Here is a 25,844-nt window from a genome sequence, read left to right as displayed (position 1 = left end):
ATCGTAAAGCACTCCGAACCGTAAGCCGTCATCAGTTGCGTCCTCAGCCGGGAAACCCTGGAAAAAGGACGATAAAGCGGACATCTCAATATAGCCAGAGGCGGACATCTGAATTTAGCCACTACAAACTAAGTGCGCATAATCATGATTATGTTAAATCAAGCATCTCATCGCGCACTCATACCACGTCTAAACCCGATATCAACCGTCACCCTTTCAAGTGACGTTTTAGGTTAAACACCCGCGTTAAGGCGGCTGGTAATAATCTCAAGGCCAATCTGTTGGCCATATGAAAGTTCAAGCGTGTTACCGTCGGGATCGGCGAAGAATGCCCAATAACCGACGGGAGCGGCTGATTGTTGCGCTGGGCGGCGTAACACACCTTCGCATTCAGCCTGAGCAACCCTGGCATCAATTTCTTCTTTACTGTCACATGCAACGCCAATGTGACCAAACGGACCCAAAGGCGTATCTACTGTGGTTTGAGATTGCACCAGCACCAGCGCAAACGGACGCGTCAGGTCAGAAAGCCATGCGACTTTTTGCGCTTCTGCAATGCCTGGTTCACGCTCATGGATTACCTGCATCCCTGCGTAACGTTGATAGAATTCGATGCTGCGTTCTAAATCTCTCACTTGCAGCGCTATGTGGCTAAAACCAATATCGTGCTGTTTCATATTCCATTCCTGTGAAATCACCAGAAACGGAATATGTCATAAATCGTTGATGGCACTTGTTCACGAATGCCTAAAGATGAAGCTCATACACCACGCAAGGCACATCGTAGTGTTGCTCAATCGCTTTATAGCTCATTCCCAGTCGCTGCATTACCTTTTGCGAAGCAGCATTTTCTGGATCGGCGACCGCGACCAGATATTTTACGCCAACCTGTTCGACGGCAAATTTAATAATTGCCTGCGCGGCTTCTGTCGCAAAACCTTTCCCATGATGATTGGCATTCAGACGCCAGCCAATTTCCAGTGGCGCGCCATTCTGATTGGCTAGATGCTGCAGACAAGCCGCACCGACGATTTCGCCAGACGCTTTTTCCCGCATCGCCCACCAGGAAAATCCGTACTGCTGCCAGCGCGATTGAACTCGCTCAATACTCGCCAGGGTTTCTTCTGGCGTTTTAACTACGCCATTACTGATATAACGCATAATTTCCGGGTCGTTCTCCATCGCCCGCAGTCCGTCAAAATGCGCGTGTTCAAAGGGTTCCAGCTGCAGTCGGGTTGTTTCTAATTGCATTATTCCTCCAACGTTAATTCGCTTTTTGAAGTGCTTGAACCTGCGTAATTGTATACGGATACGCTTGATAAGTATCCAGCTGCCACTCAAGCTCAGTAAGATGACCGCGCATCAATTGCGGCTCTAAAACTGTATCAATGAAGACCATTACATCGATAATGCGTTGCAACAAAAGATTAAATGGTGAGCAATTAGTGCAGTGATCGCCCTAAAAATGCACAACCGCCAGTTTCGGAAATTTCGTACAAACCTCCCTTCCCCAGTCCGATATTTATAACGCCGCAATCGCGCTTTAATGCCAGCATAATAAGGATGGGGATAACTATGTTGTCATTAACGCTGGTAGATAATAACAAATGGATTACTGAAGGGATTTCGCGTTATTTTGCCGGGAAATTTATTCAGGTTAAGAATATTGATAGTGACGATATGGATGCCGCGCTGAGTAAGATTGCAGGTACGGATTTGCTCATCAGTGAATTAACCGCGTATGGTCGCGACATACAATTCTTCACCGAACTGCTGCTGAAAGTTCAGCGTTCATCGCCGGCCACGCGGATTATTGTGCTGACCGATCTGCATGAAAAAGCCGTCATTAGCTACGTGGTCAGCCTGCTGCCCGGCGTCACCTTTCTTTCGAAAAAGTGCAGCCTGAAAGAGCTTTCTGATGCTGTGTTAGGTTTGCCGTCGTCTGCAGAGTTCGCGGCGGGTGTTCGCCGCACCAAACAAACCCTTTCAGCGCGCGAATTTGGCTTATTACGCATGCTGGGACAAACCAGCAATCTCACCGATATTGGGCACAAGCTGCATCTCAGTTGTAAAACCATCAGCCATCATCGGCAAAGTATTATTCGCAAGCTCAACTGCGCCAATAATAAAGATTTATTCAGCCGGTTAAGTCGGATGGGATATCACAGCAAACCAATTTGAACAAAGGGGCATGGCATCGAATTTTGTGTGATTGCGGTTGCATTTCCGTCAATGATTGCTGGTTAACTGCGCACGCTGAGGCGCAGAATGGAATATATAACCATATGTGAATATATATTCAATGGCGCAATCATCTGAGGAGAAGGTCGAATGAGTTCCTACACGTATCCGAAATTCGGTGCCGGCTTGTGGCACTTTGCCAACTATATCGATCGCTACGCCGTAGACGGTTACGGACCGGCGCTCAGCACTCTTGATCAGATCAAACTCGCTGGCAGCGTTGAAGACCTTTCCTACGTTGATGTGCCCTATCCTTTCACCGCAGGCGTAACCGTGGCCCAAGTAAAACAAGCGCTGGCCGATGCCGGCTTGAAAGCGATTGGCGTCACCCCGGAAATCTATCTGCGCCGTTTCTCACGCGGTGCTTTCACCAATCCTGACGCCGCCATTCGCAAACAGGCGTTTGATTTAATGCACGAAGCCGCCACCGTGGTGCGTGAGCTGGGTGCCAACTACGTGAAAGTCTGGCCGGGTCAGGATGGCTGGGATTACCCGTTCCAGGTTGACCATAAAAACCTGTGGAAGATGGCAGTAGACGGCATGCGCGAACTGGCGAGCGCCAATCCAGACGTCAAATTTGCTATAGAATACAAACCGCGTGAACCACGCGTGAAAATGACCTGGGATTCAGCTGCGCGTACGCTGCTCGGCATTGAGGATATTGGACTGGATAACGTAGGCGTGCTGCTCGATTTTGGTCATGCACTGTTTGCCGGTGAATCCCCAGCGGATTCCGCCCAGCTGATTATCGATCGTGGTCGTCTGTTTGGTATGGACGTCAACGACAACCTGCGCGGCTGGGATGACGATTTGGTGGTCGGTACCGTGCACATGACCGAGATTTTTGAGTTCTTCTATGTTTTGAAGATCAATAACTGGGACGGCGTGTGGCAGCTTGATCAATTCCCGTTCCGTGAAGATCATGTTGAAGCCGCCAATCTGTCGATTCGCTTCCTCAAACATATCTATCGCGCGCTGGATAAGCTGGATATCGCCGCGTTGCAGGAAGCGCAGCGTGAGCAAAACCCGCTGAAAGCACAGAGAATTATTCAGAATGCGTTGCTGACCAGCATAGAACAGTAAGTATCACGCCGCAGGGGCGCCATTCATGGCGTAATGCCGCTTAGTTAAGCATTTGTTTTCTTATGTATGCAGGTGCGCATTAATGCGCACCCTACAATAAACGGGCCAATCCTTTGTAGGGTCGCCATTTATGGCGACCTCAAATGCGAACGCCGCACGCGCATTTCGCCCTGCCGCCAACGCTCATCCGCACTTTCGCGGCCATCAATCAATCGGTTTAACGCTTCGGCGATCAGCAGATCAATACGTTGGCTAAAGGTGGTGAGTTGGCAGCCTGGCGCGCAGGCTTCTTCGATATCATCGAATCCCACCACCGCAATTCTTGGCCTGGTCGGCGCGGCGCGCATCGCTTCCATCGCGCCGAGCGCCAGCACATCGTTTTCACAGAACAGCGCATCAATTGCGGGCGCATCCGGCTGATGCAGATAATCGCTCATCGCTTGCCAGCTGCGTGCACGATCGTAGCTGCCGGCTTTAAGCAACACATCAATTTGACAGCCCGCTTGTTGCAGCGTCGCTTCAAATCCCTCTTTGCGCAGCAGATGTGACGTTGGTGTATCCGGACCTTGCATAAAACCAAACCGTTGCGCGCCCTGCGCCAGCAACAGCTCGGCGATTTGCTTGCCGGCGGCATAACCATCAATCGCCACCACATCGATGCCCTGCGCATGCGTATTGCGGCACAGCTGCACCAGCGGAATGTTGTACATATCCTCCACCAGCGTAATCAGCTGTGCCGATAACACCGTACCGAGAAACAAAATGCCGTCGATCTGCAATTGATCCGCCTGCGTCATTACCGATCGATACGGCTCGCCGTCGGTGATGTTGAGGATCAACGCCATATAGCCCCGACGTTGTAGCTGCTGCGTAGCTTCATTGAGAATCATCAGCGTATGCGGATTTTTCAGCTCGTCGATTACCACGCCAATAATATGCGTCTTCTTTTTTACCAGACTGCGCGCCAGCAAATTTGGCCGATATCCCAGCTCTTTAGCGATGCGCATCACCTTCTCGCGCGCCTTCTCAGAGATTGAAGCGCCGGGCATAAACGCGCGCGATACCGTCCATTTCGATACGCCGGCAAGAAGCGCCACATCGCTGGCCGTGGCTTTTTTTACTGTTCTCGTCATCGCCTCCCTTCCGCAAATTAGCTGGCAAAAAGTGAGCATAAAGCGATTCCTCAGGTAAACAAGAGGCGACTTTGAAAAACTTTGCACCCGGTTGCATTTTTGTAATGCACTCGGGTGCAAATCGTGATGATTTTGTGATCGTGGTGATGAAATCGCTTTTTGCTGCGTTGACTAATTTTCAACCGTGCCAGAGAGTGAATGCAGCGCATCGCGTTGTCCGTCTGAACATGATGTCAATCAGCGGAACTCATCCCGTTGATTTTGCACCCGGATGCAAAATAATAGAAACCTCCCCTACAGAGATAAAAAAATGAAATTATTCAAAGTAGTAATGCTTATCTGCGGTTTGCTCAGTGTGTTCACTGCCCAGGCGAAAACCTACATGGTTGGCGTCGCTCTGGCTAATCTCGATCTCAATTTTGTTTCCATCTTACGAAGCCAGATGGAAAAGCAGCTTAAAGACAAAGGGCTTAACAGCCAGTTTGCCGATGCTAAAGGCGATGTATCTCTGCAAATCCAGCAGGTGGATGATTTCATCAATCAGGGCGCAGACGCGATCATCATCAACCCTGTGGATACGCAAGGCGTAATGCCGGTGATCGCCGCTGCGCAGAAAGCCAATATCCCGCTGATCTTCGTGAACCGTAAACCCGAAGTGAAACTGACCGGCAAAATGGCCTATGTCGGTTCCGACTCAGCGTTAAGCGGCAAAATGGAGATCGAAGCTTTAGCCAAACGTCTGGATAACAAAGGAAATATCGCCATTCTGATGGGCGCCCTCTCCACCGAAGAAGCACGTCAGCGCACCAAAGCGGTTGAAGATTATGTGAAGGATCATCCCGGCCTGAAAGTGATCCAGAAACAGAGCGCCAACTGGCAGCGCAACGAAGCGGTCGATAAAACCCTGTCATGGTTGCAGGATGGGAATGATATCAACGCCATCATCGCGAACAACGATGAAATGGCGATCGGGGCGATTATGGCGCTCGATCAGTTGAAGAAAAACAATGTGTTAGTCGCCGGCATCGACGGCACGCCGGATGGTTTGCAGTTTATTAAGAACGGCAAAATGGCGGTGACGATCTTCCAGGATGCGAAAGGCCAGGCGACCGGTGCAGTCGATGTGGCTTACGACATGCTGAGCGGTAAAAAGACCGAAGCCTACAACTGGGTGCCATACCAGACGGTGACCAAAGAAAATTATCAGGAATTCACCAGTAAAAATCAGAAGTAACGCCGCTCTTGTTGGGTCGCCGATCATTCATGGCGACCTGCTTACCATTGCCTTTAAAGCAACGCTAAGTGCGAATTTTGTTGCTTCCATTGCACTATTAACTCGCTATGTTGGGGTCAAAAATGGAGGTCAACATGCTCAAACCGTCTTCGCCCTGGTGGTGGGATCTCTCAACCCGGGAATTCAGTGAACTTGATATGGCGAATATCGTCGCCGTGCTGCCGATTGGCGCAGTTGAACAACATGGCCCGCATCTGCCGGTGCGTGTGGATGCGGCGATCAACGCCGGCATTATTCAACGCGCGGTGGAATTATTGCCCGACGATCTTCCTTTGCTGGTGCTGCCCGCGCTGCCGATGGGTAAATCGGATGAACATCTTGCCTATCCCGGCACCCTTTCGCTGCCGTATGACGTGTTAGGCAAAGTGTGGTTCGAAGTCGCGAAAAGCGCCTGGCGCGCCGGAATTCGCAAGCTGATTTTCTGGAACTCGCACGGCGGACAGCCGCAGCTGATGGAGATCGTCTGTCGCCAGCTGCGCATCGAACTGGGCATGTTTGCCGTCAGCGCCAGCTGGTTCCGTACCATTGATGCATCGGATCTCTACAGCGCGCATGAACTTAATCACGGCATTCACGGCGGTGAATCAGAAACCAGCATGATGCTGCATTTGCACCCTGAACTGGTGCAGATGCAGCACGCCGCTAATTTCGTTTCCACTTCGGTGGCGCTTGAAGCGACCGGCGGTATTTTAACGCCGGAAGGCGGCATTGGTTTTGGCTGGATGGCGCAGGATCTGCATCTGTCTGGTGCCACCGGCAACGCCGCAGCGGCGGATGCTGAGCGCGGTGCGATTGCCACCGATCGTGCTGCGCATGCGCTGCTGAAGCTGGCACGCGAAGTGAACGATTTCGATATTCATTTCCTGACCGATCGCACCGCATTCTCGTAGGGTAGCCATGTAAGGTGACCAAGTGCGCATTAATGCGGGCCCTATAAAACCCGCATCGTTGCGACCTGCTCTCAACGCAATTCCGACATCATCCCTTTAATGGTTTCGGCGAACACGCTACCAATCGCGCTGGTACCGCGATCGTGGCCGATCAACATCAGCGTTTGCGTGTGCTGCGCCAGTTCGCGCACCGGAATATAGATTAACCGGCCGCTGCGCTGGTCAGATTCAATGTCAATCGGCGTGAGAAACGTGAGAGTTTGATCCATCATCGCCGACTGGCGCATTACCTCGATCGAATTGGTTTCAATAACTGGCTGCATATTGATCGAGGCACGCGCGAACACTTCATTTAGGTAAGGCCGAATCACCATCGATTTGTCGGCAATCACCACCGGATACGGCAAGCAATCACTCAAACGTAAACTGGATTTCTCCGCCAGCGGGTGCCCCGCGCCCACCACCGCGCCCAATCGCACCGGCACGCTGGCAATATTGCGATGCACCGGCTGCAAGTCGAAATCAAATCCAATCCCCAAATCGGCCTCGCCACTTGCCACCGCGTTAGTGATGTTCTCGCCGGTGGTGAGTTGTTGCAGCAGCAATTTCACCCGCGGATTGGCGCGGCGAAACTCCGCTGCCACGCGCGGAATCAGGTTTGCTGCTAATCCGCTCATCATTGCTACCGTCACTTCGCCGCGCCGCAGTCCTTTCAGCTCTTCGATTTTCATCTGCGCGATTTCAATCTCTTTAAAGCTCTGCCGCACATGATGAATCAGCGCTTCACCGGCGGCGGTAAGAATCATTTTACGCGGCAAACGCTGAAACAGCGGCGTGCCCAGCTCCTCTTCCAGCGCAATCAGCTGGCGGTTAATCGCCGACGCCGAGATGTGCAGCCGTTCAGCCGCTTTGCGAATCGAACCGCTGCGCGCCACCTGATCGATATACACAAACAAACGATGTTGCAGCATATTCCCCCTGCGTTGCCTTTTAGGCATCGGTAAGTACTAAAAATGATGCTTTTAAGATAATGCTCTTCCGGTGATTAATACATCAAAACCACACCAGGAGAACACATGATGGCAGACGTATCCCGCAGAAAGTTTGCGAAGTTAGTGGCTGGCGCACTGTTGTTACCCGCGCTGGCACCGATGTTGTCGCGCAAAGCGATGGCGGCGAATAACACCATAAAAATCGCCCTGCTGTTGCCCGGCTCGGTTGCCGATGGCGGCTGGAGTTCGCTGGCGTATGCCGGATTGCAGAGCCTGCAAAAAGCCGGTTTCAGCGTGGCGCACAGCGAAAGCGTGTCGCAGGCGCAGATGGATCAAACCATTCGTGGCTACGCCGATGAGGGTTACACGCTGATCATTGGCCACAGCTTTGAATACGGCTCGGCGTTTGCCGAAATCGCGCCGGAATATCCTGATACCTACTTCTTCGCGTCCACCTTCAAGCCAGGCGAAAAATCACCGGGCAACGTGGAATACGTTAACCTCGCCTATCTGCAAGGCGCCTATGCCGCCGGTGCGCTGGCGGCGCTGATCTCCGAAAAAGGCAAAGCGGTTGGCTTTGTGGGCGGCGGCGATAATCCCACGCAGCAGGCAATGATGCGCGCCTTTATTCAGGCCGCTGAGAAAACCCGTCCGGGCATTAAAGGCATGGGCGTGGTGACCGGCGATTACGACAACGCCGCCAAAGGCCGTGAAGCTGCCACCACCATGATTGGCAACGGCGCGGATGTGATTTGGCATGCCGCAGACGTCACCGGCCTCGGCGCGATGCAAGGCGCGGCAGCGGCGAAAGTCAAAGCTATCGGCTGCTATGTCGATCAGCGTGATGTCGCGCCCGATTATGTTGCCTGCAGCTTCCGCCAGAACCTCGACTGGATGGTAGAACAGGTTGGCGAGTCGGTGGCGAATAAAACCTTCAAAGGCGGCGACGAATGGCACCCCACCGTTGGCAAAGCCTGGTCGGTGGTCAATGGCAGCGAACATTACAACGCCAAACTGGTGAGTGCCAGCGCATGGGCTAGCTTCCAGCAGATCTGGCAGCAGCTCGACAGCGGCGCGCTGAAGCCAGTGGTTTAACCATCATGACAGCAACAGCAAACATCCGCGTCGCGCTGAAAAACATCACCAAACGCTTTGCGCGCGTGGTGGCCAATGACGACGTCTCGCTCAGCATTAAAGCCGGTGAAATCCACGCGCTGCTGGGTGAAAACGGCGCGGGCAAAAGCACGCTGATGCAAATCCTTTACGGCCTGTATCAGGCCGATGAAGGCAGCATTGTGGTGGATGGCCAGGCGCAGCGTTTTCGCGACCCCAGCGATGCCATCGCCTGCGGCATTGGCATGGTGCATCAGGAATTTATGCTGGTGCAGCCGATGAGCGTGGTGGAAAACGTGGTGCTGGGCCTGAAAGAGAGCGCCAGCGGCGTACTTAATCTGCCCGCGGCGGCGGCGCGTTTGCAGGCGCTGTCGGATAAACACGGGCTGGCGATCGATCCCTGGGCGAAAGTGCAGCATCTGCCGATTGGCGTGCAGCAGCGCGTGGAGATCCTCAAGCTTTTATATCGTGACGCGCAGGTGCTGATTCTCGACGAACCGACGGCGGTGCTGACGCCGCAGGAGAAAGCCGGCCTGTTCGCTACCCTGAAATCGCTGTGCGCAGAAGGCCGTTCGGTGGTGATCGTCACTCACAAACTGTATGAAATTATGGCGATCGCCCATCACGTTTCGGTGATGCGCGGCGGCAAAATGGTGGATTCGGTGGATATTAAAGACACCTCGGAGCGCGATCTGGCACGCCGCATGGTTGGGCGCGATGTGGTGCTGCGCGTAGAAAAAACGCCGTGCCAGCCGGGCAAAACCGTGTTGCAGGTGGATAGCATTGCGGTGCGTGATGCCAGCGGCCAGCAAAAAATCTGGCGCGTTTCGCTCAACGTCGCTGCTGGCGAAATCCTCGGCATTGCTGGTGTGGAAGGCAACGGCCAATCGGAGCTGGCGGAAGCGCTGCTCAACCTGCGTGAACTGGAAGCAGGCCGCATTCTGCTGAATGGCGAAGACATCAGCGACGATTCCCCCGCTACCCGCCGCCACAAAGGCATCAGTTTTATTCCGGCGGATCGCCGTGGCGTTGGTTCGGTGACCGATTTATCGATTACCGATAACGCCATGCTTGGCCGCCAGCGCACCTTTACCCGCGCGGGCGGCTGGCTGCTGGACCGCCAGCGCATTAGCCAGCATGCGCGCGACATTATCGCCCGCTTTACGGTACGCACGCCGGATGCCGATTTTGAAGCCGGAAAACTCTCCGGCGGCAATTTGCAAAAGTTGATTCTCGGGCGCGAAGTCGCCAGCAATCCGTGCTTATTAGTGGTTGAACAGCCTACGCGCGGGCTGGATGTCGGCGCGATTGAGAGCGTGTGGCAGGGTTTGATGGCGGCGCGCGATCGCGGCTGCGCCATTCTGATGATCTCCGCCGAGCTGGAGGAGATCATCAATCTCTCCGATCGCATCGCGGTGATGTACAGCGGCCAGATTGCCGGAGAAATGGACGCCGCCGACGCCACGCCAGAACGCCTCGGCGAACTGATGGCGGGCGCGCACCTGAAAAAAACCGGAGGCAACCATGAAGAAGCTGCTTGAGCGACGTCTGGCGCCCGCCGAATCCAGCGGCGCGCTGGTGTTAACCAGTTTTTGCGGCATCCTTGCCGCTTTCATCATTGCCGGCTTGCTGTTTATCCCGTTTGGCGGCAATCCGCTCTCGGCTTATGGCTTCCTGTTTGATGCTGCTTTTGGCTCGCTGCGCAGCTTTGGTCTCAGCCTGGTGCAATCCACGCCGCTAATGCTGATCGCGCTGGCAACCATCGTGGTGTGGCGCGCCGGGCTCGGTTATATCGGCTTCGAAGGCTGTTTTCTGCTGGGTGCCGCGGCGGCCAGTTGGATCGCGCTGTCGGGTACGCCGCAAGGCTTTCCGTGGGCGATCCCCGCGCTGCTCTATTGGCCGATGGTGCTGATTACCGCCTTCCTCGCGGGTGCCATTTGGGCCGGTTGGGTTGGCGCGTTACGGGTGAAATTTGGCGGCAACGATGTGCTGATTTCGCTGATGGCTAACTATGTGGCGCTCTTCATGGTGCAGTATCTGGTTTCCGGCCCAATGCGCGCGCCGGGCGATCTGCCGCAGACGCCACGTTTGCCGGTGGAGAGCTGGCTGCCGTTTGTGATGAACGGCATGCGCGCACATTGGGGCATCGCCATCGCGCTAGTCGCCACGCTGTTTGTCTTCTGGCTGATGCGTGCCACGCCCGCCGGTTTCGAAATCAAAATTGCCGGGCTGAATCCGCGCGCGGCGCGCTACAGCGGCGTGGATGTCAATCGCCGCCAAATGGGCGCGGTGATGCTCGGCGGCGGATTGGCTGCGCTGGCGGGATTGTGCGCGGTATTAGGCGTGCAACATCGCCTGATGGAAGGCATTTCCGGCGGCGTCGGCTTTATCGGCGTGGTGGTTGCTTTGCTGGCACGCCTCAATCCGCTGCTGGTGATCCCGACCGCCATTCTCTACGGCGGGCTGGAAGTGGGCGGTAGCGCTATGCAGCGCCAAACTGGCTTACCCACTTCGGTGGTGCTGATTCTGCAAAGTCTGGTGGTGCTACTGATTCTGGCGGGCGATCTGCTGCGCTATTACCGCATCAACCTGCCCGGCGGGCGTAAATCGCGCAGCCAACTGGCGGAGGAACAATCATGAATCTGTGGATGAATCTCGATACTGCCTTTTTCGTTAGCTGGCTGGCCGCCGCGGTGCGCCTTGCCGGTCCGGTATTACTGGCGGCGCTGGGCGAAATCTATGCCGAACGCTCCGGCGTACTGAATATCGGTATTGAAGGCACTATTCTGCTGGGCGCGCTTTCCAGCTACATGACGGCGGTTGAGAGCGGATCGACCGCGCTGGGCTTTATCGCCGGTGGCGTCGGCGGACTGCTGGTTGGCTGCGTGCTGGCGGCGCTCTACCTGCGCGCCCATGCCAGCCAGATTGTGGTGGGCATCGTCTTCAATATATTGGCAGCGGGATTAGCCACCTGGATTTACGCGCTGGTGATGGGCAATGCATCCTCACCTACCATCCCAATGCTCGAACCCTGGCATGTGCCGCTGCTCTCTTCGCTGCCTTTTATTGGCCCGATTCTGTTCCAGCAGCCGCTGCCGCTCTATCTCACTTTGCTGCTGGCGGTGCTGGCGCACTTTGGTCTGTTTCATACCCGCTTTGGCCTGTCGCTGCGCGCGGTGGGCGAAAACCCGCGCGCGGCGCATGCCGCCGGGCTCAACGTGTTGAAGATCCGCACGTGGGGCGTGCTGTTCTCCTGCGTGGGCGCTGGATTGGCGGGCAGTTATCTGGTCACCGCGCAGATCGGCCTGTTCCGCGACAACATCGTCAGCGGGCAAGGTTTTATTGCGTTGGCGATTGTCATCTTTGGTCGCTGGAGCCCGCTTAAAGCGCTGGTCGCCGCTTTTATCTTTGGCGCTGCAGATGCCCTGCAACTCTCACTGCAGCTGTTTGAAAACACGCTGCCGCCGCAGGTGCTGCTGGCGCTGCCTTACTTGCTCACTATTCTGGCGATGTCCGGCGTGGTGGGACGCACATTGCAACCCGGCGCGTTAACGCAGCCTTATCGAAAGGAATAACGTATGAAATCGTTTCGTTTCAACAATCTTGCGGATGTTAAGGCGTTCCGTATCAGTGCGGACAGCAGCAACTATTTCGCCATCTTGTTCGACAAGCCGTTAGACGGCATTGAGAACATTTTCGTGGTGGAGATCTTCAACGTCGGCGGCGCTACGCCACCGAATGAACACGCCACCGCGCACGAGTTCTTCTATGTGCTGCACGGCGAAGGCGTGGCGCGCTGCAACGATGATGAACTTGAGATAAGGAAAGGCGATTCCCTACTGCTGCATCCGGGTAACGATCACGCCATTCGTAACACCGGCAGCAGCAAACTCTATACGCTGACGGTGATGACGCCGAATGAAGGCTTCTCCGAACTGATTCGCAGCGGTGACCCTGTCACGCTCGATGCAGAAGATATTCGCGTATTAACGGGAGCCTGATATGCCGGAGAACGTTTTAGGCAGCAGTCGACACAATCAATGGCGCGTTTCAGCGCAAGTGGTTGATACGCGGCGTCCAACGCAGGCGTCGCGCAGCGTGCAGCTTACATCGCGTGAACGTTCAGTGATTTTTGATCTGCAGCGCACGGCAATCCTGGTAATTGATATGCAGAACGACTTTTGTCATGCCGAAGGCTGGCTCGGGCATATCGGCGTCGATGTCACGCCTGCGCGCGCGCCGATTGCACCGCTGCAAGCCTTGCTGCCGACGCTGCGCGCCGCTCAGGTACCGGTGATTTGGCTTAACTGGGGCAATCGCGCTGATAAACTCAATCTCAGCCCTGCGCTGCTGCACGTCTATAACCCGAACGGTGATGGCGTGGGATTAGGCGATCCGCTGCCGGTTTCCGGCGCGCCGGTGTTGCAGGCCGGCAGCTGGGCGGCGGAAGTAGTGGACGAACTGACGCCGGATGCCAATGACATTCGCGTCAACAAATACCGCATGTCCGGTTTTCAGGACAGCGAACTCGACAGCATTCTGCGCAATCTCAACGTCACCACGCTGCTGTTTGCCGGTGTTAACGTCGATCAGTGCGTGCTTTGCACCTTACAGGATGCCAACTTTCGCGGTTACGACTGTCTGCTGCTGGAAGATTGCAGCGCCACCACCTCGCCGGCTTATTGCCGCGATGCCACGCTGTATAACGTGCAGCAATGCTTTGGTTTTGTGGTTAATGCCGCTGAATTACAGCAGCAACTGGAGAACGCCTCATGAGTTATCTGCTGGCTGACGGCTGGATGATCACTATGAATCCGCAACGCGAGATTCTGGAACAGGCCAGTTTGCTGATTGAAGATAAGACCATTCGCGCCATCGGCACGCGCGACGCTTTGCAGCAGCGCTATCCTGAAGCGGAAATTATCGACTGCCGCGAACGCATTATCATGCCGGGCATGGTGAACACGCATACGCATCTGTTTCAGACGCTGCTGAAAGGTCTCGGCGATGACATGGTGCTGAAAAAGTGGTTCACCTGCATGACCGGACCCAGCGCCGTGGCGTTGACCGAAGAGGATGTTTACGCCGCCGCGCTGCACGGCTGCATGGAATCACTGCGTTCGGGCGTCACGTCGCTGGTCGATTTTATGTACGCGCATCCGCGTCCAGGATTAACCGCCAAAGTGATCGAGGCCTTTGAAGTCAGCGGTATTCGTGGTCATGTGTGTCGCGGTTTTCTCACCAGCGGCGCTGAGCATGGCATTCCTGCCGAACTGATCGAAACGCCTGAACAGGCGCTGGCCGATGCGCGCGCGGTGATCGATCGTTATCACCAGGTCGATGGCCGGGTAAAAGTCGGTCTGGCACCGAGCATGATTTGGGCGCTGGATGAGAAAGTACTGCGCGGCACGCGCCAGCTGGCGGATGAAACCGGCGTGCTGATCACTACGCATGTGGCGGAAACCGATTTTGAGATCGAGCAGGCGAAGCTGCGTTTTCAGGCCAGCGATACCGAATTCCTCAGCGATATCGGCTTCCTCGGCCCGGATGTGCTGGCGGTGCATTGCGTGCAGTGCAATTCGCGCGACATCCGCGCACTCAAACATCATGACACGCGCGTGTCGCACAATCCCTGCAGCAATCTCTATCTCGCCTCCGGCGTGCCACCGATTCCGCAGATGCTGGCTGCCGGCTTAACCGTGGGTTTAGGCTCAGATGGCCCGGCCAGCAGCAACAATCACAATCTTTTCCAGGCGATGAAAGTGGCGGCGCTGCTGCAAAAAGGCGTGCACCGCGATCCCACCATTATGACGGCGGAAAAAGTCTTGGAGATGGCCACCATTGACGGTGCGCGTGCGATTGGCCTCGAACATCTGGTGGGTTCGCTGGAAGTCGGTAAACGCGCCGATGTGGTGATCGTGGATACCTCGCATCCGGCAATGACGCCGATCCATCATCCGGTTTCATCGCTGGTCTACTCGGCGCTCGGCCACGAGGTCAGCGATGTGTTTGTTGATGGCGCTTATCTGCTGCGGAATGGTAAGTTTACCCAGCTCAATCAAAAAGAGGTGATGGCGCGTTCGCAACGTGCAGCGCATTCACTGGCGGTGCGCACCGGCAATGATAAAGCGCGCGGCTGGCGATCGGCGGCGTTTTAAATTGAAGTGCTAATATTTTATCTTTTTAAGTCTTGAAATGATGATTTATTAACATTCAATAGGATCCCTGCCTTGTAATGTGTCGCAGCGGCACATTCCGCTTAACTTACTTTTTGCTACAACATTCAAACTCATAGGCCTCTGCAAAATGCGCTTTTAGCCCTAAGCTTAAAGCCATTCAGCCACTGAAGATGAGGTTTCAATGAGTTTACTGTTTAGTGCAACGCAACTGGGTAAGTTAACGCTCGATAATCGCATCGTGATCGCGCCGATGTGCCAATACTCTGCGGAGGATGGCAAAGCCAGCGCCTGGCACCGCATTCATCTCGGGCAACTGGCGCTTTCCGGCGCCGGTTTGCTGATCATCGAGGCGACAGCAGTGGAAGCCGCCGGACGTATTTCTCCGGGCGATTTAGGCTTGTGGGACGATGCAACAGAAGCGGCTTTAGCCAGCGTTCTGCAAGATATCCGCCACTATTCTGACATTCCCTTTGGTATTCAACTCGGTCACGCCGGACGCAAAGCGTCCTGCGCCGCGCCGTGGCTGGGCGGCAATCAGCTGTCGCTGGAGCAAGGCGGCTGGCAAACCGTTGCGCCATCCGCGCAAGCCTTTAATCCTGAAGATCGCGCACCGGTGGCGTTAACTAAACAGGATCTTGAGCGCCTGAAACAGGCCTTCGTTGACAGCGCGCAGCGTGCGTCCAAACTCGGTATCCAGTTGATTGAACTGCATGCCGCGCACGGCTATTTGCTGCATCAGTTCCTGTCTCCACTGAGTAACCAGCGTGAGGATGAGTACGGTGGCTCGCTGGAGAATCGTCTGCGCTTCCCTCTGGAAGTGTTCCATGCGGTGCGCAGCGCCGTGCCAGATTCAGTGGCGGTGGGTGTGCGCCTCTCGGCAACGGATTGGGTTGACGGTGGCTGGGATGTTGAGCAGTCGATTGTCTTCAGCCAGCAACTCGAAGCGGCGGGCAGCGATTACGTGCACGTCTCCAGCGGTGGCTTGTCACCGCAGCAGAAAATCACGGTCGGTCCCGGTTATCAATTGCCTTTTGCACGCGACATCCGCAAACAGGTAAAGATTCCGGTGATTGGCGTAGGCTTGATTACCGAACCAAAGCAGGCAGAACAAGCATTGCAGGTAGGTGACGCAGATTTGATCGCGCTGGCGCGCGCAGTACTTTACGACCCGCGCTGGCCGTGGCATGCCGCCGCTGAATTGGGCGCGCAGGCTAAAGCGCCACCGCAGTATCTGCGCTCCGAGCCGCACGGCCTGAAAGGCACGTTGATTTCGAATAAAAAGTGATTGTTTGGAGCGGTGCGCATCAATGCGCACCGCTCCAACGAAGGGTCGCCATTTATGGCGACCGATTCTCACCTAACCTGCTACTTCCGACTTCATGGTCTGCAACATATGCTCAGCCAAACGCAAGCTCAACGCCGCACCGGTTAATGTGGGGTTCATGCATGACGCCGACGGCATCACACTGGTTCCGGCAATCCACATATTGGGATGATCGTGCGTGCGGCAATCGCGATCTACCACTGAATTGTGGGGATCATCGCCCATAATGGTGGTGCCCATGATGTGCTGGCGATCCTGAAACTTAGTATCGATCGATAATATTTCCGCATTCAGCAGCTCTGCAAACTTGTGAAAATCTTTGATGCCCGCTTCTTTCCCGGCATGCCAGTAATCCGTCACGCTGTAGTAAATCTCCGGCAACGGAATACCAATCGCATCTTTTTTCGTCTTGCTTGGCGTAACGCGGTTTTCCGCCAGCGGCAAGGTTTCAAAATCGATAGCAAAGTTCAGCGAGCGCGCCGACTGGCGGCGGATCTCAGCATCCAGTTTGGAGCCCAGCACGCCTTTCTCAATCAGCGATGCCGCATAATCAGCGGTTGGCACCGTGTTACGCACTTTGATCTTGTAGCTGGGGAAATCCTTGCGGAAGGCGCCATCGCGGTTGTTCAGATAAACCAGCAATTCGGTCGGCCCCTGACCTGGCCACACATCTTCTGACATCATCACGTTCATACTAATGCCGGTGTGGCCCATCAAATTGCGCCCCACCTGATCGGAAGAGTTTGCGATGCCGTTGGGATATTTCTCCGACGTCGACATCAACAGTAGCTTGGGCGATTCGATACCGTAGGCCGCCAGCACAAAGTAGTCGGCGGTTAAATGGTGCTCGGAACCATCCGGCTTTTTGTACCAAACGCCGGTGATTTTGCCGTCATCCGCCGCTTCAATGCGGTAGACCACCGCGTTATCCAGCAGCTTCGCTCCCAAACGTTCCGCTTCATCAATGTGCATCGAGCCATCATATTTGGCGGCGATTGGGCAAACCGGATTGCAGTTATTATTGCCGCCACACATCGGCCGCTTGCCCCATGGTTTAGTCGCGCGACCGTTCGGTTCCAGCACTGGGTTATAACCGCCTTTACCCAGCATCTCGGTGAGGCGATCAAACAGATAACTGGTTGGCAAACCCGGCATCGGGAATGGCGTAGATCGCGGTGGCCAGGCTTTGCCGCCCTGCCCACTTTCATCTTGTCCATCGACGCCAGAAACGCCCAACTCATGCTCGGCTTTGCCATACCACGACTCCAGCTCGTCGTAACCAAAAGGCCAGTCGCGGCCCCGACCATAAAGGGTGTTAAGTTTGAAATCGTTGGGGATCATGCGCCACAGCGCGGAGCCAAAGTGCCAGGTTGTGCCACCGACAACGCGCAGGTATTTGGTGGGATACTTAACCGGCCCAACCTGCTGCAAATAGTCACCGTAGGTGGACGGAATATGCGGCGGATTGGGATAAGGCGAACCCACGCCCTGTAATTTGATGTTGGTTAACGACATCTTGAACGGGGAATTTCGAAAACGTTCGACGATTTCCTGGCGAGAAACTCGTGGGCCCGCCTCAAGGATGATCACCGATTTACCTGCTTTTGCCATCTGGCATGCGATCAACCCACCCATCACGCCCGAGCCAATGATGATCACATCGGCATCGACTTTTTGTGCACTCATGCGCCTTCTCCTGTGGTTGCCACTTTGCCATCTTGCGTTACTGCCCAGTAGAACGGCCCGCCGCCATAAGTTGGGACCACCAGAATATCTTTGGTGGGCAGGTACATCATCGCATCGGCATAAGCGATCAACTCCAGATCGCTGCCGTCGCCGACCACGCCGGTGTACCACGCAGAAATGATGCGTTTTGCCGTTTGCCAGTCAGAATTATCGGCCCCAAATGCGGCAAGAAATTCGTCGACATGGGCAAAATTATGCTGCTGCAACAATGCCCGCAGGCTGCTGAGCCGGTGTGTGAAGTCGGGATGATGGCGATTTAAGGCATCGAAATAGCGCTGCCCCAAAATCGGGCCGACCGGGCGACTCACCAGAAATTGCGAAACGGTCAGAAAACCATTTTCAGCCAGCTGATCTGCAGCCAGCGCGCGCGCCGGGAACAGGGAATTACACATCGCGCCGAGTGACAAAATGCCCATGCCTTGCAGCAAACGACGTCGGGAAAGGTTATGCGCCATGTTTTTTCCCCTTGCGCGAAATTGAAACCAGCAGCACCAGTAAAATAAAGATAACTACCGCGCCACCGCCCCATACAGCAGGCTGCGCCAGGCGTGCAATCAATGGACGCTCGCCGCCTTCACGCACGGTTTTCACCTGTTCAGGCGTTACGTTCAGCTGAGCATTACCAAAGTTTTTAAGCACGTAGTTGCTGACGTCGGCAATTTGCCGATCGCTCAGTCGATCGGTAAATAATCCATCCGGGCCGAAAGCGGGCATTACCACATCTTTGCCATCAACCTGCCGATGTACGCCATAGACAATGGTGGCAATCAGGTTATCGGCCTGCGGTGCGCCGGTGGCGGTGTTATGGAACAGCGAAGGATAGAAGTGATTGCCCGCACCATCCGCCTGATGGCAGTTAGCGCAAGAGCTGGCGTAAACCTGCCAGCCCGCATCAGGATTTTTAACCGCCCGCAGCGCCGCTTCATCTGTTGCGGGTTTGCCAAGCATGTCGCGTGGCGGATGGGTGGCCTGAGTCACTGCGGGGATCTGCCGCAGATAAGCCACTATCGCATTGATATCGTCATCAGACAGATGCTGTAAGCTATGCTCGACCGCTTCCGCCATCGGACCTGCTGCCTGCGCTTTGCCTGCAACATGACCCGTTTTGAGATATTGCGCGATCTGCGCATCGCTCCAGTTGCCAATGCCGGCTTGTTGATCGGGAGTGATATTCGGCGCATACCAACTGCCCAGGCTGCCACCGCTGAGTGCCTGAGCATTGTTTTGCCCCATCAGCGCATTACGTGGCGTATGGCAGGTATCGCAGTGCGCCAATGCATTCACCAGATAATCACCGCGATTAACCACATCCGATTTATCGTTTGCCGGAATAAACGGTTTATTATCGGCAAACAGCATATTCCAGAAGAACATACTTGAACGAATATTAAACGGGAAAGGCAAATCCGTTGCTGGCGGTACATTATCGTCTGCTTTTACACCGTGCATAAAATAAACATACAGCGCATGCATATCGGCATCAGAAATTTTCGCGTATGAGGTGTAAGGCATCGCCGGATAAAGATGCTGCCCCTGTTTATTAATGCCACTTCGCACGGCTTTAACAAAATCTTGTTCGCTATAATCGCCAATGCCGGCAGTTTTTGATGGCGTGATATTACTGGCAACAATATTCCCCAACGGCGAGGAGATAATATAGCCACCCGACATTTCCCTGCCCTGATTCGGTGCGGTATGGCAAGCTCCACAGTCCGCAGCAATAGCCAAATACTTGCCTTTCGCAATAAGAGCCGCAGACTCAGCCGCATCTTCAGCGTGAGCTGAAAATGTGGCAGACATCAGAATGCTCAACGCGAAAGGCAGACAACACTGTCTCACCTTTCTTGCTTTCATTGTAATTGCTTCCGGTAAATAATTATTAGTATGGTAAAAACAATAATGCACTTCTGTGGCAACCCACAGAAGTGCACATTATCAGACAACGTCAATTCACAAAATACAAACAGTGCTATAACAATTCATAATCATTGAAGATGATATTTTCTCCACTTGCGGCCGTTATATCGACTTTACCTGGCTCGGTTAAAAAGGCATCGCCGGGATGTACCCAAACTTCTTTTACCCGATTGGTATGAGTTTGATCGGCAATCAGTACCCGCCCTTCCGTAAAGAACACGCGCACGCCAGGCCCGTGTTGCGTATATTCGCCGGTACTGGCGCCAGGCTTGAGCGTGACCTTCCAGCCTCTTACGGTTTTCTTATCCAGCACCTGACTAAATGCGGCATTGGCAGGCCGCGAAGCGTTACCAAAATGTTGCGGGTCTGGGATGTTAATTTCGAACGCCACCTGATGATTGACGTTATTTCCGGTATTGGTGACCTTATCCGTATCCGATTTTCCTTGATGCTCACCAAATTTAACATTGCCGCTTTTCATTTCTGTCATGTTAACCGGCTTGTCGGGATACTCTATTTTGACCGGGCTCCCTTCAATGTGCGTATTAACATAATCCAGATGTTGCTCATGAAATAGCGTCGATTGTCCAGGTTGAATTAATACGCGCATCACCGTGACGTATTTATTTTCCAGAATGACGTGGTGCAGTGGTTCCAGATCGGTGGCAACCCCTTTTTCAGCCGCTTGTGTCGGTAATCCTGCGCTTAACAGCGTCGAGCACAATAATGTGCTGAATAATGTTTTGCGAATAGTCGACATAAACACTCCTTTTCTTACGAATGAATTAAGTAGAGCAGAAATTTACTCAACGATAGTGACCCAATTAGCGCCCTTGCCGGTGGGGACGCGCTCAATTAATGTCAGTTTGCCAGTGGTTTGATCTATGGAATAGAGCGAAATTTGTGTCGACTTCTGACCCGATTCAATTAAATAGCGCCCGGAATTATCAATAGCAAATCCACGCGGCTGAGCTTCTGTGGGCGTGCTATTAATCAACGTCAATCGACCATCGTTCGGTGAAACATGAAATGCAGTAATATGACTGCTGGTGCGTTCGGTAGAATAAAGGAAACGTCCATTCGGCGTGATATGAATATCGGATTGCCATAAACGCGGTTTGGCGGATTTTGGCAAATCATCATCGCCGGTGAGTGGTCGCGCCTCACCACGCTGCATGTTGGCGGCAATGGCCGGATCGAGTGACGGTGTCGCTTCATGTTCCGTCAGGGTGCCATCTTTACTCAGCGTCAGGCGGGAGATGTTGCCGGCCATTTCGGTCAGCAAATAGAGATTCAGCTCACCCTTCTCATCCCGCTGCGGTGCAAAGGTGAAATGACGCGGTCCGGTTGCCGACTCGCGTTGGATATTCACAAACGCTGGCGTGTTCGCCGTGACGGTTCCGCTGTGGCTATCGAAACGGTACTGCAGCAGCTGATCGGCGCCCAGCAGCGGTACATAGAGAAACTGGTTGCTGGGATCGGTCTGAATGGAATGTGCACGCTTTCCGGTATGCACCACCTGCACCGGCGCACTCTCAACTTTGCCATCCGCGGCAATGCGATTGATGCAAAACAGATCGCCGCCGTAAGAAGATGAAAGCAGGAATTTCCCGCTCTTATCCAGCGCGACATACGCCATCGCCTCTGGCAGCGGTGTATCCGCAAAATGCTGCAGCGAGCCGTCAGGTTGAATATGCCAGGCCGAAACATGGTAAGGCTTACTGCGAACGGAGACATAAAGTGTCTTGTTATCCTGCGATACCACCATCGGCATACTTTTCAGGCCGCTGGGGTATTCGCCAATCGGTTTCAGCTGGCGCTGCGCCTTTTGCAGCTCGTAGGCCGTCACCGTGCCGCTGTCGCCGTTGGATACGTAGACAAAGGATTTCTCCTGCGCCAATACCGTTGATGCAAAAAGCATCATGCCTGCGGCTATTACCGTCTTTTTCATCTTGGATCTCGTTTTTGTAGGGAACAATGCGGGTGTTACCAGCGTGTATTAAAGTGTTCGCACAGCTCCAATACGGCTTGTTCTGGCAGCGCGGCGGGCTTATCCACGCAATTCAGCCAAAGGCGCGCGGTTTCTTCCAGCTCTTCAAGGGCAAAGCTTACGGCTGAAACGGATTTGCCCCACATCACCGGGCCTAGTCTCTCCAGCATCACGCCTCGCACGTCATTGGCCAGTTCAGCCACCTGCGCAGCCACATCGGCATGGCCTGGGCGGCGATAGTCGATTAACGGAATCCGCCCGACTTTCATCACCTGATACGGCGTCAGCGGCGGCAAAATGCTGTCGCGCTGCCACACGCCCGCTAACGTCAGTTGCACCAGATGCGTGGAATGGGTGTGCACCACGCCGTGCGCCTCCGGGTTGCGATCATAAATCTGGCGATGTAACAGCAAAGTCTTCGACGGCTTATCGCCTGAAACCCATTCACCCGCGCGATTGACCTTGGCAATCCGGCATGGCTCCAGATGTCCCAGACAAGCATCGGTTGGCGTAATCAGCCAGCCATCTTCCAGCCGAGCGCTGATGTTTCCCGCGGTGCCGGTGGTATAGCCGCGGTTAAACAGATCGGCTCCTACCTGGCAAATCTCTTCTCGCAAGACCTGTTCGTTTTGCATGTGGTTTCTCCTGTTATTGATTGGCGGTGGCAATGACGTTGGCATCAGATTTGGGACTGATCGGTAATGGCTCCAATTTGCCTAGCACAAACATAAAGGTCAGCGCACCCAGCACACAGATGCCGCCCGCGACCAGCAATGGCACCACGAATGAACCGTGGCTGAGGCTCAGCATTAAGCCGGTGAAGGAAGCCGTAACAATCCCGGCCAGGTTACCGGCAAAATTCTGGATGCCGCCTAGCGTGGCCACATAATTACTGGCGGGCGCAACGTCGGCTGGCAACGTCCAGATGTTGGCGGCGGTAAAGGCTAAACCGGCGTAAGTGATGGAGAACAACGTCAGGATCACGGTGATGCTGTCGGTGAATGCGGCGAAAGCAATCACGCTGGAGAGCAACATGCCACTGATAAGACAGGTTTTACGTGCCGCCGTTAGGCTAAATCCTTTGCGGTAAAGGGTATCTGACACAATCCCGCCAAGCAGACTTCCCGGAATCCCCATCAGCGCAGGGATCGCACCCAGCGTCCCTAACTCTTTCAGCGAGAAACCATGTGCCACAGTCAGATAAGTTGGGAACCAGGTCACAAAGAAATAGGTAGCGAAGTTCATGCAGAAGAAACCAATCATCATTCCCCAAACGTTGCGATGGCGGAACAGTGACCACAGTTCAACTTTGGCGTCGGCCTGCGTGGTGGGCAGAGCACGATCTTCCAGCAGATTTTGGCGCTCAGTTTCATCAAGGCCTTTCATCTCTTCAGGCTCACGATAGAAGACTAACCAAATCACCACCCAAATCAGTCCCAACGCGCCAGTCACGATGAAGGACGTTTCCCAATCCCACACGCTGATCAGCCAGGCAACCAGCGGCAGCGCCAGCGCACTGCCAGCACGCGGACCGGCATCAAAGATCCCGCTCGCCGTTGCACGCTGTTTTTTCGGGAACCAGCTGTAAACCACTTTGACACAGCCCGGATTTCCCCCTGCTTCGCCCAGACCTAATGCTAAGCGCGCCGCAAAAAGAGAACTGAATCCTTTACCAAACGAGGTAAACACCGTAAACAACGACCACCAGCCGACGGCGATGGCTAGTCCGGCACGCGCACCAAGACGATCGAGTAGACGTCCGGCCGGAATTTGCATCAGCGCATAGGTCCAGAAGAAGGCGCCCAGAATCAGTCCCATGCTGGTGTCATCGAGGCCTAAATCTGCTTTGATGTGCGGTGCGGCGATCGCGAGGTTGATACGATCGATGTAATTGATTGCGATGGCGAAAAAGCAGAACACGATCATCAGCCAGCGAATTCGTGGATATCTGCGCATGGTGAATTCCTTTATGATTTATATAGGGTTAACGAGGTTCTGCAGCCGTAGGGCGGCTGCAGCCCGCGTTGGGGTTAAATTTGGGGGTGACAGTTCGCGAACCTGTTAAAAAAACGTGAGCAGGCACACCCAAACTGATAACATGATGTCAAAAGTAAGCGATTACAAAATTCAGTCAAGCCAAAAGTAAGCGCTTTCAAAATTGATTGTGAGTTGTCTGCAATTTTTGTGGGCAAGCTCACTCTTTCTGCAGGAGTGACTTGATGAGTGAGAAGCAAAATGGATCTGGCCGCGTATCACTGGATGATGTTGCGCGTCTCTCTGGCGTTTCAACGGCGACGGTTTCACGCGTATTGAACGGCAGCACCACGGTCAAAGCGTCACGCCGTGAAGCGGTGGAAAAGGCCTGCGAAGAGTTGGGATATGTGATTAACCGCGCCGCGCGCACCCTCGCCTCACGCCGCAGCATGACAATTGGCGCGGTGGTCCCCACGCTGGCGACAGAAACCTTTTCGCGTCCGCTGGCGGCGTTTCAGCAACTGATTCATGAAGCCGGCTACACGCTGCTATTGGCCAACTCCAATTTCGATCCGGAAACCGAGCTGAAAGAAGTCAATAAGCTGATTGAATACGGTATCGATGGTTTGATGCTGGTGGGCAATACCCATCATCCAAAACTGTGGGAGCGCATCATTCAGCAGGATATCGCCTGCGTGCAGACCTTTTCGCAAGACAGCGAAAGACCTTGTGTCGGTTATGACAGCGAGGGTGCGGCTGAAACCCTGGCGCAGCATTTGCTGGGATTAGGCCATCAGCGTTTTGCGGTGATTGTCGGCACGCCGCCTTCGAACGATCGTATTTCAGAACGTCTGAACGGTACGCGCCGCGCCCTGCAGCAGTATGGATTGACGCTGCCGAATACACATTTAATTGATAACGCTTTCACCATGAATGATGCGCGTAGAGCGGTGTTTCGTTTACTCGATGCGCCGCAGCCGCCCACCGCCATCATCTGCGGTAACGATCTGTTGGCGTTTGGTGCTATGCGCGCGGCGAGCGAGCGTTATCTGCGCATTCCGAATGATATCTCCATCGTAGGCTTCAACGACTATGAATACGCCGAGCATCTTGAGCATCCGCTGACCACCATGCGCGTGGATTTAGCGTCGATTGGTGAACACGCGGCGCACTATTTATTAAATACGCTGAATAACTTACCTGCACAGATGCAGACGCATATAAGTACCGAGTTGATTGTCCGCGGCAGCAGCGGCTCGGTGCCCCGTCAGGAACGCTAATCGCGCCTGTCCATGCCGAAACGGTTGAACACGTCCGTGACTGACGGCGTTTTCAGCCAGCTAAGGAATGCCTGCGCCCGTTCCGGTTGTTGGGCGCGGCTTAACACCGCAGCCGAGAGCGAAATCGCCTGCTGCGTACCCGCTGGCAGCGGTCCAACAACATCAATGCCCTCCACCATCAGCAATTCGCTGATCTGCTGTACTGCCAGGTCAGCATTGCCCTGCACCAGTTGCTCGGCGGTGAAACCAGCAGGAATCACCGTGCCACGCGCGCGCAGTTCCGTATCAATGTTGAGTTGTTTCAACAATTGCGAGAACCAGACACCGCTGGCTCCGGCTTCTGACCAGGCCACCGAACGCGCGGCTAACAATATCTGAATCAACGTTTCGCGATTGCTGATATCAGGCTGTGCAGCGCCCGCTCGCACCGCAATTCCGATGGGAGAATCGACCAGTTCAATACGTGTGCCCGCATCCGCCAAACCCGATTGTGTCAGGCGGTCCAGCGTCTCAACCGTAGCGATCACCACATCCGCTTCGGCGCCGGCGTTGAGCTCTTTTTCGATGATGGCACTGGGATGCCAGCGTATCGCCAGCGGTATATCGGGATGTTGCGACTGCCATTGGGCAACCAGCATGTTAAACGGCGCGCTCAGTGCGAGCGCGCTATAAATCGTTAACGCCATGA

At 54.4% G+C, this 25,844-nt stretch carries 26 protein-coding genes; 14 read left to right on the top strand and 12 right to left on the bottom strand.

What is annotated here, in order from left to right:
* Positions 1–233: 233 nt before the first annotated feature.
* Both K5Y30_RS18555 and K5Y30_RS18550 read right to left on the bottom strand, forming a co-directional pair.
* Positions 234–677: a VOC family protein gene (locus K5Y30_RS18555; protein WP_222212714.1), complete on the bottom strand. Its 444-nt coding sequence runs from the start codon at positions 675–677 to the stop codon at positions 234–236.
* Positions 678–747: 70 nt separating this feature from the next.
* Positions 748–1,251, bottom strand: coding sequence for a GNAT family N-acetyltransferase (locus K5Y30_RS18550; protein ID WP_222212712.1), 504 nt, complete (start codon positions 1,249–1,251; stop codon positions 748–750).
* A 324-nt stretch (positions 1,252–1,575) separates the two neighbouring features.
* Here K5Y30_RS18550 and K5Y30_RS18545 point away from each other — a divergent pair, with 324 nt between their 5' ends.
* On the top strand, positions 1,576–2,181 hold the full coding sequence (locus tag K5Y30_RS18545; protein WP_222212710.1) for a response regulator transcription factor: 606 nt from the start codon (positions 1,576–1,578) through the stop codon (positions 2,179–2,181).
* A 150-nt stretch (positions 2,182–2,331) separates the two neighbouring features.
* Positions 2,332–3,324, top strand: coding sequence for a sugar phosphate isomerase/epimerase (locus tag K5Y30_RS18540; protein WP_222212708.1), 993 nt, complete (start codon positions 2,332–2,334; stop codon positions 3,322–3,324).
* A gap of 128 nt (positions 3,325–3,452) precedes the next feature.
* On the opposite strand, the gene K5Y30_RS18535 is transcribed toward K5Y30_RS18540, so the two are convergent.
* On the bottom strand, positions 3,453–4,457 hold the full coding sequence (locus K5Y30_RS18535; protein ID WP_222212706.1) for a LacI family DNA-binding transcriptional regulator: 1,005 nt from the start codon (positions 4,455–4,457) through the stop codon (positions 3,453–3,455).
* Between the two features lie 71 nt (positions 4,458–4,528).
* Between K5Y30_RS18535 and K5Y30_RS18530 the strand changes: the two genes are divergently transcribed.
* The 3 genes from K5Y30_RS18530 (at position 4,529) to K5Y30_RS18520 (ending at position 6,641) form a co-directional block, all read left to right on the top strand.
* A complete protein-coding gene (locus K5Y30_RS18530; protein ID WP_222212704.1) occupies positions 4,529–4,771 on the top strand; it encodes a hypothetical protein in 243 nt (80 codons plus the stop codon).
* The gene (locus K5Y30_RS18525; RefSeq protein WP_222212702.1) at positions 4,768–5,691 is read left to right on the top strand and encodes a substrate-binding domain-containing protein; all 924 of its coding nucleotides are present in this window, start codon (positions 4,768–4,770) and stop codon (positions 5,689–5,691) included. The genes K5Y30_RS18530 and K5Y30_RS18525 overlap by 4 nt, the downstream gene beginning before the upstream one ends.
* A 134-nt stretch (positions 5,692–5,825) precedes the next feature.
* On the top strand, positions 5,826–6,641 hold the full coding sequence (locus tag K5Y30_RS18520) for a creatininase family protein (RefSeq protein ID WP_222212700.1): 816 nt from the start codon (positions 5,826–5,828) through the stop codon (positions 6,639–6,641).
* A 71-nt stretch (positions 6,642–6,712) separates the two neighbouring features.
* Here K5Y30_RS18520 and K5Y30_RS18515 read toward each other — a convergent pair whose 3' ends face one another.
* Positions 6,713–7,612, bottom strand: coding sequence for a LysR family transcriptional regulator (locus K5Y30_RS18515; RefSeq protein WP_101761485.1), 900 nt, complete (start codon positions 7,610–7,612; stop codon positions 6,713–6,715).
* Positions 7,613–7,717: 105 nt separating this feature from the next.
* Here K5Y30_RS18515 and K5Y30_RS18510 point away from each other — a divergent pair, with 105 nt between their 5' ends.
* The 8 genes from K5Y30_RS18510 (at position 7,718) to K5Y30_RS18475 (ending at position 16,210) form a co-directional block, all read left to right on the top strand.
* On the top strand, positions 7,718–8,728 hold the full coding sequence (locus K5Y30_RS18510) for a BMP family protein (protein WP_222183276.1): 1,011 nt from the start codon (positions 7,718–7,720) through the stop codon (positions 8,726–8,728).
* A gap of 5 nt (positions 8,729–8,733) precedes the next feature.
* Positions 8,734–10,287: an ABC transporter ATP-binding protein gene (locus tag K5Y30_RS18505; protein WP_222212698.1), complete on the top strand. Its 1,554-nt coding sequence runs from the start codon at positions 8,734–8,736 to the stop codon at positions 10,285–10,287.
* Positions 10,271–11,386 (top strand): ABC transporter permease, encoded by a 1,116-nt coding sequence (locus K5Y30_RS18500; RefSeq protein ID WP_222212695.1) that lies wholly within the window; start codon positions 10,271–10,273, stop codon positions 11,384–11,386. The genes K5Y30_RS18505 and K5Y30_RS18500 overlap by 17 nt, the downstream gene beginning before the upstream one ends.
* Positions 11,383–12,321, top strand: a complete 939-nt coding sequence (locus K5Y30_RS18495; RefSeq protein ID WP_210080321.1) for an ABC transporter permease — start codon at positions 11,383–11,385, stop codon at positions 12,319–12,321. Before K5Y30_RS18500 ends, K5Y30_RS18495 begins: the two co-directional genes overlap by 4 nt.
* A 3-nt stretch (positions 12,322–12,324) precedes the next feature.
* Complete coding sequence (locus K5Y30_RS18490) at positions 12,325–12,747, top strand: cupin domain-containing protein (protein WP_222212693.1); 423 nt, start codon at positions 12,325–12,327, stop codon at positions 12,745–12,747.
* A gap of 1 nt (position 12,748) precedes the next feature.
* Positions 12,749–13,522: a cysteine hydrolase family protein gene (locus tag K5Y30_RS18485; protein WP_222183268.1), complete on the top strand. Its 774-nt coding sequence runs from the start codon at positions 12,749–12,751 to the stop codon at positions 13,520–13,522.
* Positions 13,519–14,904, top strand: a complete 1,386-nt coding sequence (locus K5Y30_RS18480; protein ID WP_222212691.1) for an amidohydrolase family protein — start codon at positions 13,519–13,521, stop codon at positions 14,902–14,904. The genes K5Y30_RS18485 and K5Y30_RS18480 overlap by 4 nt, the downstream gene beginning before the upstream one ends.
* Positions 14,905–15,106: 202 nt before the next feature.
* Positions 15,107–16,210, top strand: a complete 1,104-nt coding sequence (locus K5Y30_RS18475) for an NADH:flavin oxidoreductase/NADH oxidase (protein ID WP_222183264.1) — start codon at positions 15,107–15,109, stop codon at positions 16,208–16,210.
* A 72-nt stretch (positions 16,211–16,282) separates the two neighbouring features.
* Here K5Y30_RS18475 and K5Y30_RS18470 read toward each other — a convergent pair whose 3' ends face one another.
* From K5Y30_RS18470 to K5Y30_RS18440, 7 genes are all read right to left on the bottom strand, one after another.
* Positions 16,283–17,935, bottom strand: coding sequence for a GMC family oxidoreductase (locus K5Y30_RS18470; RefSeq protein ID WP_222212689.1), 1,653 nt, complete (start codon positions 17,933–17,935; stop codon positions 16,283–16,285).
* Positions 17,932–18,450, bottom strand: a complete 519-nt coding sequence (locus K5Y30_RS18465) for a sorbitol dehydrogenase family protein (protein WP_222212688.1) — start codon at positions 18,448–18,450, stop codon at positions 17,932–17,934. The genes K5Y30_RS18470 and K5Y30_RS18465 overlap by 4 nt, the downstream gene beginning before the upstream one ends.
* Positions 18,440–19,849 carry a cytochrome c gene (locus tag K5Y30_RS18460; protein WP_222212686.1) on the bottom strand — a complete coding sequence of 470 codons (1,410 nt, stop codon included), beginning with the start codon at positions 19,847–19,849 and terminating at the stop codon, positions 18,440–18,442. Before K5Y30_RS18460 ends, K5Y30_RS18465 begins: the two co-directional genes overlap by 11 nt.
* Positions 19,850–19,964: 115 nt before the next feature.
* Positions 19,965–20,672, bottom strand: coding sequence for a hypothetical protein (locus tag K5Y30_RS18455; protein WP_222212684.1), 708 nt, complete (start codon positions 20,670–20,672; stop codon positions 19,965–19,967).
* Positions 20,673–20,714: 42 nt separating this feature from the next.
* Positions 20,715–21,863: a beta-propeller fold lactonase family protein gene (locus tag K5Y30_RS18450; protein WP_222212682.1), complete on the bottom strand. Its 1,149-nt coding sequence runs from the start codon at positions 21,861–21,863 to the stop codon at positions 20,715–20,717.
* A 35-nt stretch (positions 21,864–21,898) separates the two neighbouring features.
* A complete protein-coding gene (locus tag K5Y30_RS18445) occupies positions 21,899–22,537 on the bottom strand; it encodes an aldolase (protein ID WP_222212680.1) in 639 nt (212 codons plus the stop codon).
* Between the two features lie 13 nt (positions 22,538–22,550).
* Positions 22,551–23,858, bottom strand: a complete 1,308-nt coding sequence (locus K5Y30_RS18440; protein ID WP_222183254.1) for an MFS transporter — start codon at positions 23,856–23,858, stop codon at positions 22,551–22,553.
* Between the two features lie 263 nt (positions 23,859–24,121).
* Here K5Y30_RS18440 and K5Y30_RS18435 point away from each other — a divergent pair, with 263 nt between their 5' ends.
* Positions 24,122–25,156, top strand: coding sequence for a LacI family DNA-binding transcriptional regulator (locus K5Y30_RS18435; RefSeq protein WP_222183252.1), 1,035 nt, complete (start codon positions 24,122–24,124; stop codon positions 25,154–25,156).
* On the opposite strand, the gene K5Y30_RS18430 is transcribed toward K5Y30_RS18435, so the two are convergent.
* Complete coding sequence (locus tag K5Y30_RS18430) at positions 25,153–25,842, bottom strand: substrate-binding domain-containing protein (protein WP_222212678.1); 690 nt, start codon at positions 25,840–25,842, stop codon at positions 25,153–25,155. The two genes, K5Y30_RS18435 and K5Y30_RS18430, sit on opposite strands and share 4 nt — an antisense overlap.
* Positions 25,843–25,844 lie beyond the last annotated feature (2 nt).

The sequence above is a fragment of the Pantoea sp. DY-5 genome (assembly GCF_019795955.1).
In the GTDB taxonomy this organism is placed as follows: domain Bacteria; phylum Pseudomonadota; class Gammaproteobacteria; order Enterobacterales; family Enterobacteriaceae; genus Pantoea; species Pantoea leporis.
The sequence above is the reverse complement of the archived record's forward strand: the minus strand, read 5'-3'. Positions and strand labels throughout refer to the sequence as shown.

What these genes read in the sequence shown, in the direction of transcription:
- K5Y30_RS18550 (WP_222212712.1), bottom strand. Translation starts at nt 1,251, where the DNA reads ATGCAATTAGAAACAACCCGACTGCAGCTGGAACCCTTTGAACACGCG.
- K5Y30_RS18485 (WP_222183268.1), top strand. Translation starts at nt 12,749, where the DNA reads ATGCCGGAGAACGTTTTAGGCAGCAGTCGACACAATCAATGGCGCGTT.
- K5Y30_RS18500 (WP_222212695.1), top strand. Translation starts at nt 10,271, where the DNA reads ATGAAGAAGCTGCTTGAGCGACGTCTGGCGCCCGCCGAATCCAGCGGC.
- K5Y30_RS18490 (WP_222212693.1), top strand. Translation starts at nt 12,325, where the DNA reads ATGAAATCGTTTCGTTTCAACAATCTTGCGGATGTTAAGGCGTTCCGT.
- K5Y30_RS18460 (WP_222212686.1), bottom strand. Translation starts at nt 19,849, where the DNA reads ATGAAAGCAAGAAAGGTGAGACAGTGTTGTCTGCCTTTCGCGTTGAGC.
- K5Y30_RS18455 (WP_222212684.1), bottom strand. Translation starts at nt 20,672, where the DNA reads ATGTCGACTATTCGCAAAACATTATTCAGCACATTATTGTGCTCGACG.
- K5Y30_RS18545 (WP_222212710.1), top strand. Translation starts at nt 1,576, where the DNA reads ATGTTGTCATTAACGCTGGTAGATAATAACAAATGGATTACTGAAGGG.
- K5Y30_RS18515 (WP_101761485.1), bottom strand. Translation starts at nt 7,612, where the DNA reads ATGCTGCAACATCGTTTGTTTGTGTATATCGATCAGGTGGCGCGCAGC.
- K5Y30_RS18430 (WP_222212678.1), bottom strand. Translation starts at nt 25,842, where the DNA reads ATGGCGTTAACGATTTATAGCGCGCTCGCACTGAGCGCGCCGTTTAAC.
- K5Y30_RS18470 (WP_222212689.1), bottom strand. Translation starts at nt 17,935, where the DNA reads ATGAGTGCACAAAAAGTCGATGCCGATGTGATCATCATTGGCTCGGGC.
- K5Y30_RS18505 (WP_222212698.1), top strand. Translation starts at nt 8,734, where the DNA reads ATGACAGCAACAGCAAACATCCGCGTCGCGCTGAAAAACATCACCAAA.
- K5Y30_RS18525 (WP_222212702.1), top strand. Translation starts at nt 4,768, where the DNA reads ATGAAATTATTCAAAGTAGTAATGCTTATCTGCGGTTTGCTCAGTGTG.
- K5Y30_RS18465 (WP_222212688.1), bottom strand. Translation starts at nt 18,450, where the DNA reads ATGGCGCATAACCTTTCCCGACGTCGTTTGCTGCAAGGCATGGGCATT.
- K5Y30_RS18495 (WP_210080321.1), top strand. Translation starts at nt 11,383, where the DNA reads ATGAATCTGTGGATGAATCTCGATACTGCCTTTTTCGTTAGCTGGCTG.
- K5Y30_RS18555 (WP_222212714.1), bottom strand. Translation starts at nt 677, where the DNA reads ATGAAACAGCACGATATTGGTTTTAGCCACATAGCGCTGCAAGTGAGA.
- K5Y30_RS18440 (WP_222183254.1), bottom strand. Translation starts at nt 23,858, where the DNA reads ATGCGCAGATATCCACGAATTCGCTGGCTGATGATCGTGTTCTGCTTT.
- K5Y30_RS18520 (WP_222212700.1), top strand. Translation starts at nt 5,826, where the DNA reads ATGCTCAAACCGTCTTCGCCCTGGTGGTGGGATCTCTCAACCCGGGAA.
- K5Y30_RS18475 (WP_222183264.1), top strand. Translation starts at nt 15,107, where the DNA reads ATGAGTTTACTGTTTAGTGCAACGCAACTGGGTAAGTTAACGCTCGAT.
- K5Y30_RS18450 (WP_222212682.1), bottom strand. Translation starts at nt 21,863, where the DNA reads ATGAAAAAGACGGTAATAGCCGCAGGCATGATGCTTTTTGCATCAACG.
- K5Y30_RS18540 (WP_222212708.1), top strand. Translation starts at nt 2,332, where the DNA reads ATGAGTTCCTACACGTATCCGAAATTCGGTGCCGGCTTGTGGCACTTT.
- K5Y30_RS18510 (WP_222183276.1), top strand. Translation starts at nt 7,718, where the DNA reads ATGATGGCAGACGTATCCCGCAGAAAGTTTGCGAAGTTAGTGGCTGGC.
- K5Y30_RS18535 (WP_222212706.1), bottom strand. Translation starts at nt 4,457, where the DNA reads ATGACGAGAACAGTAAAAAAAGCCACGGCCAGCGATGTGGCGCTTCTT.
- K5Y30_RS18445 (WP_222212680.1), bottom strand. Translation starts at nt 22,537, where the DNA reads ATGCAAAACGAACAGGTCTTGCGAGAAGAGATTTGCCAGGTAGGAGCC.
- K5Y30_RS18480 (WP_222212691.1), top strand. Translation starts at nt 13,519, where the DNA reads ATGAGTTATCTGCTGGCTGACGGCTGGATGATCACTATGAATCCGCAA.
- K5Y30_RS18435 (WP_222183252.1), top strand. Translation starts at nt 24,122, where the DNA reads ATGAGTGAGAAGCAAAATGGATCTGGCCGCGTATCACTGGATGATGTT.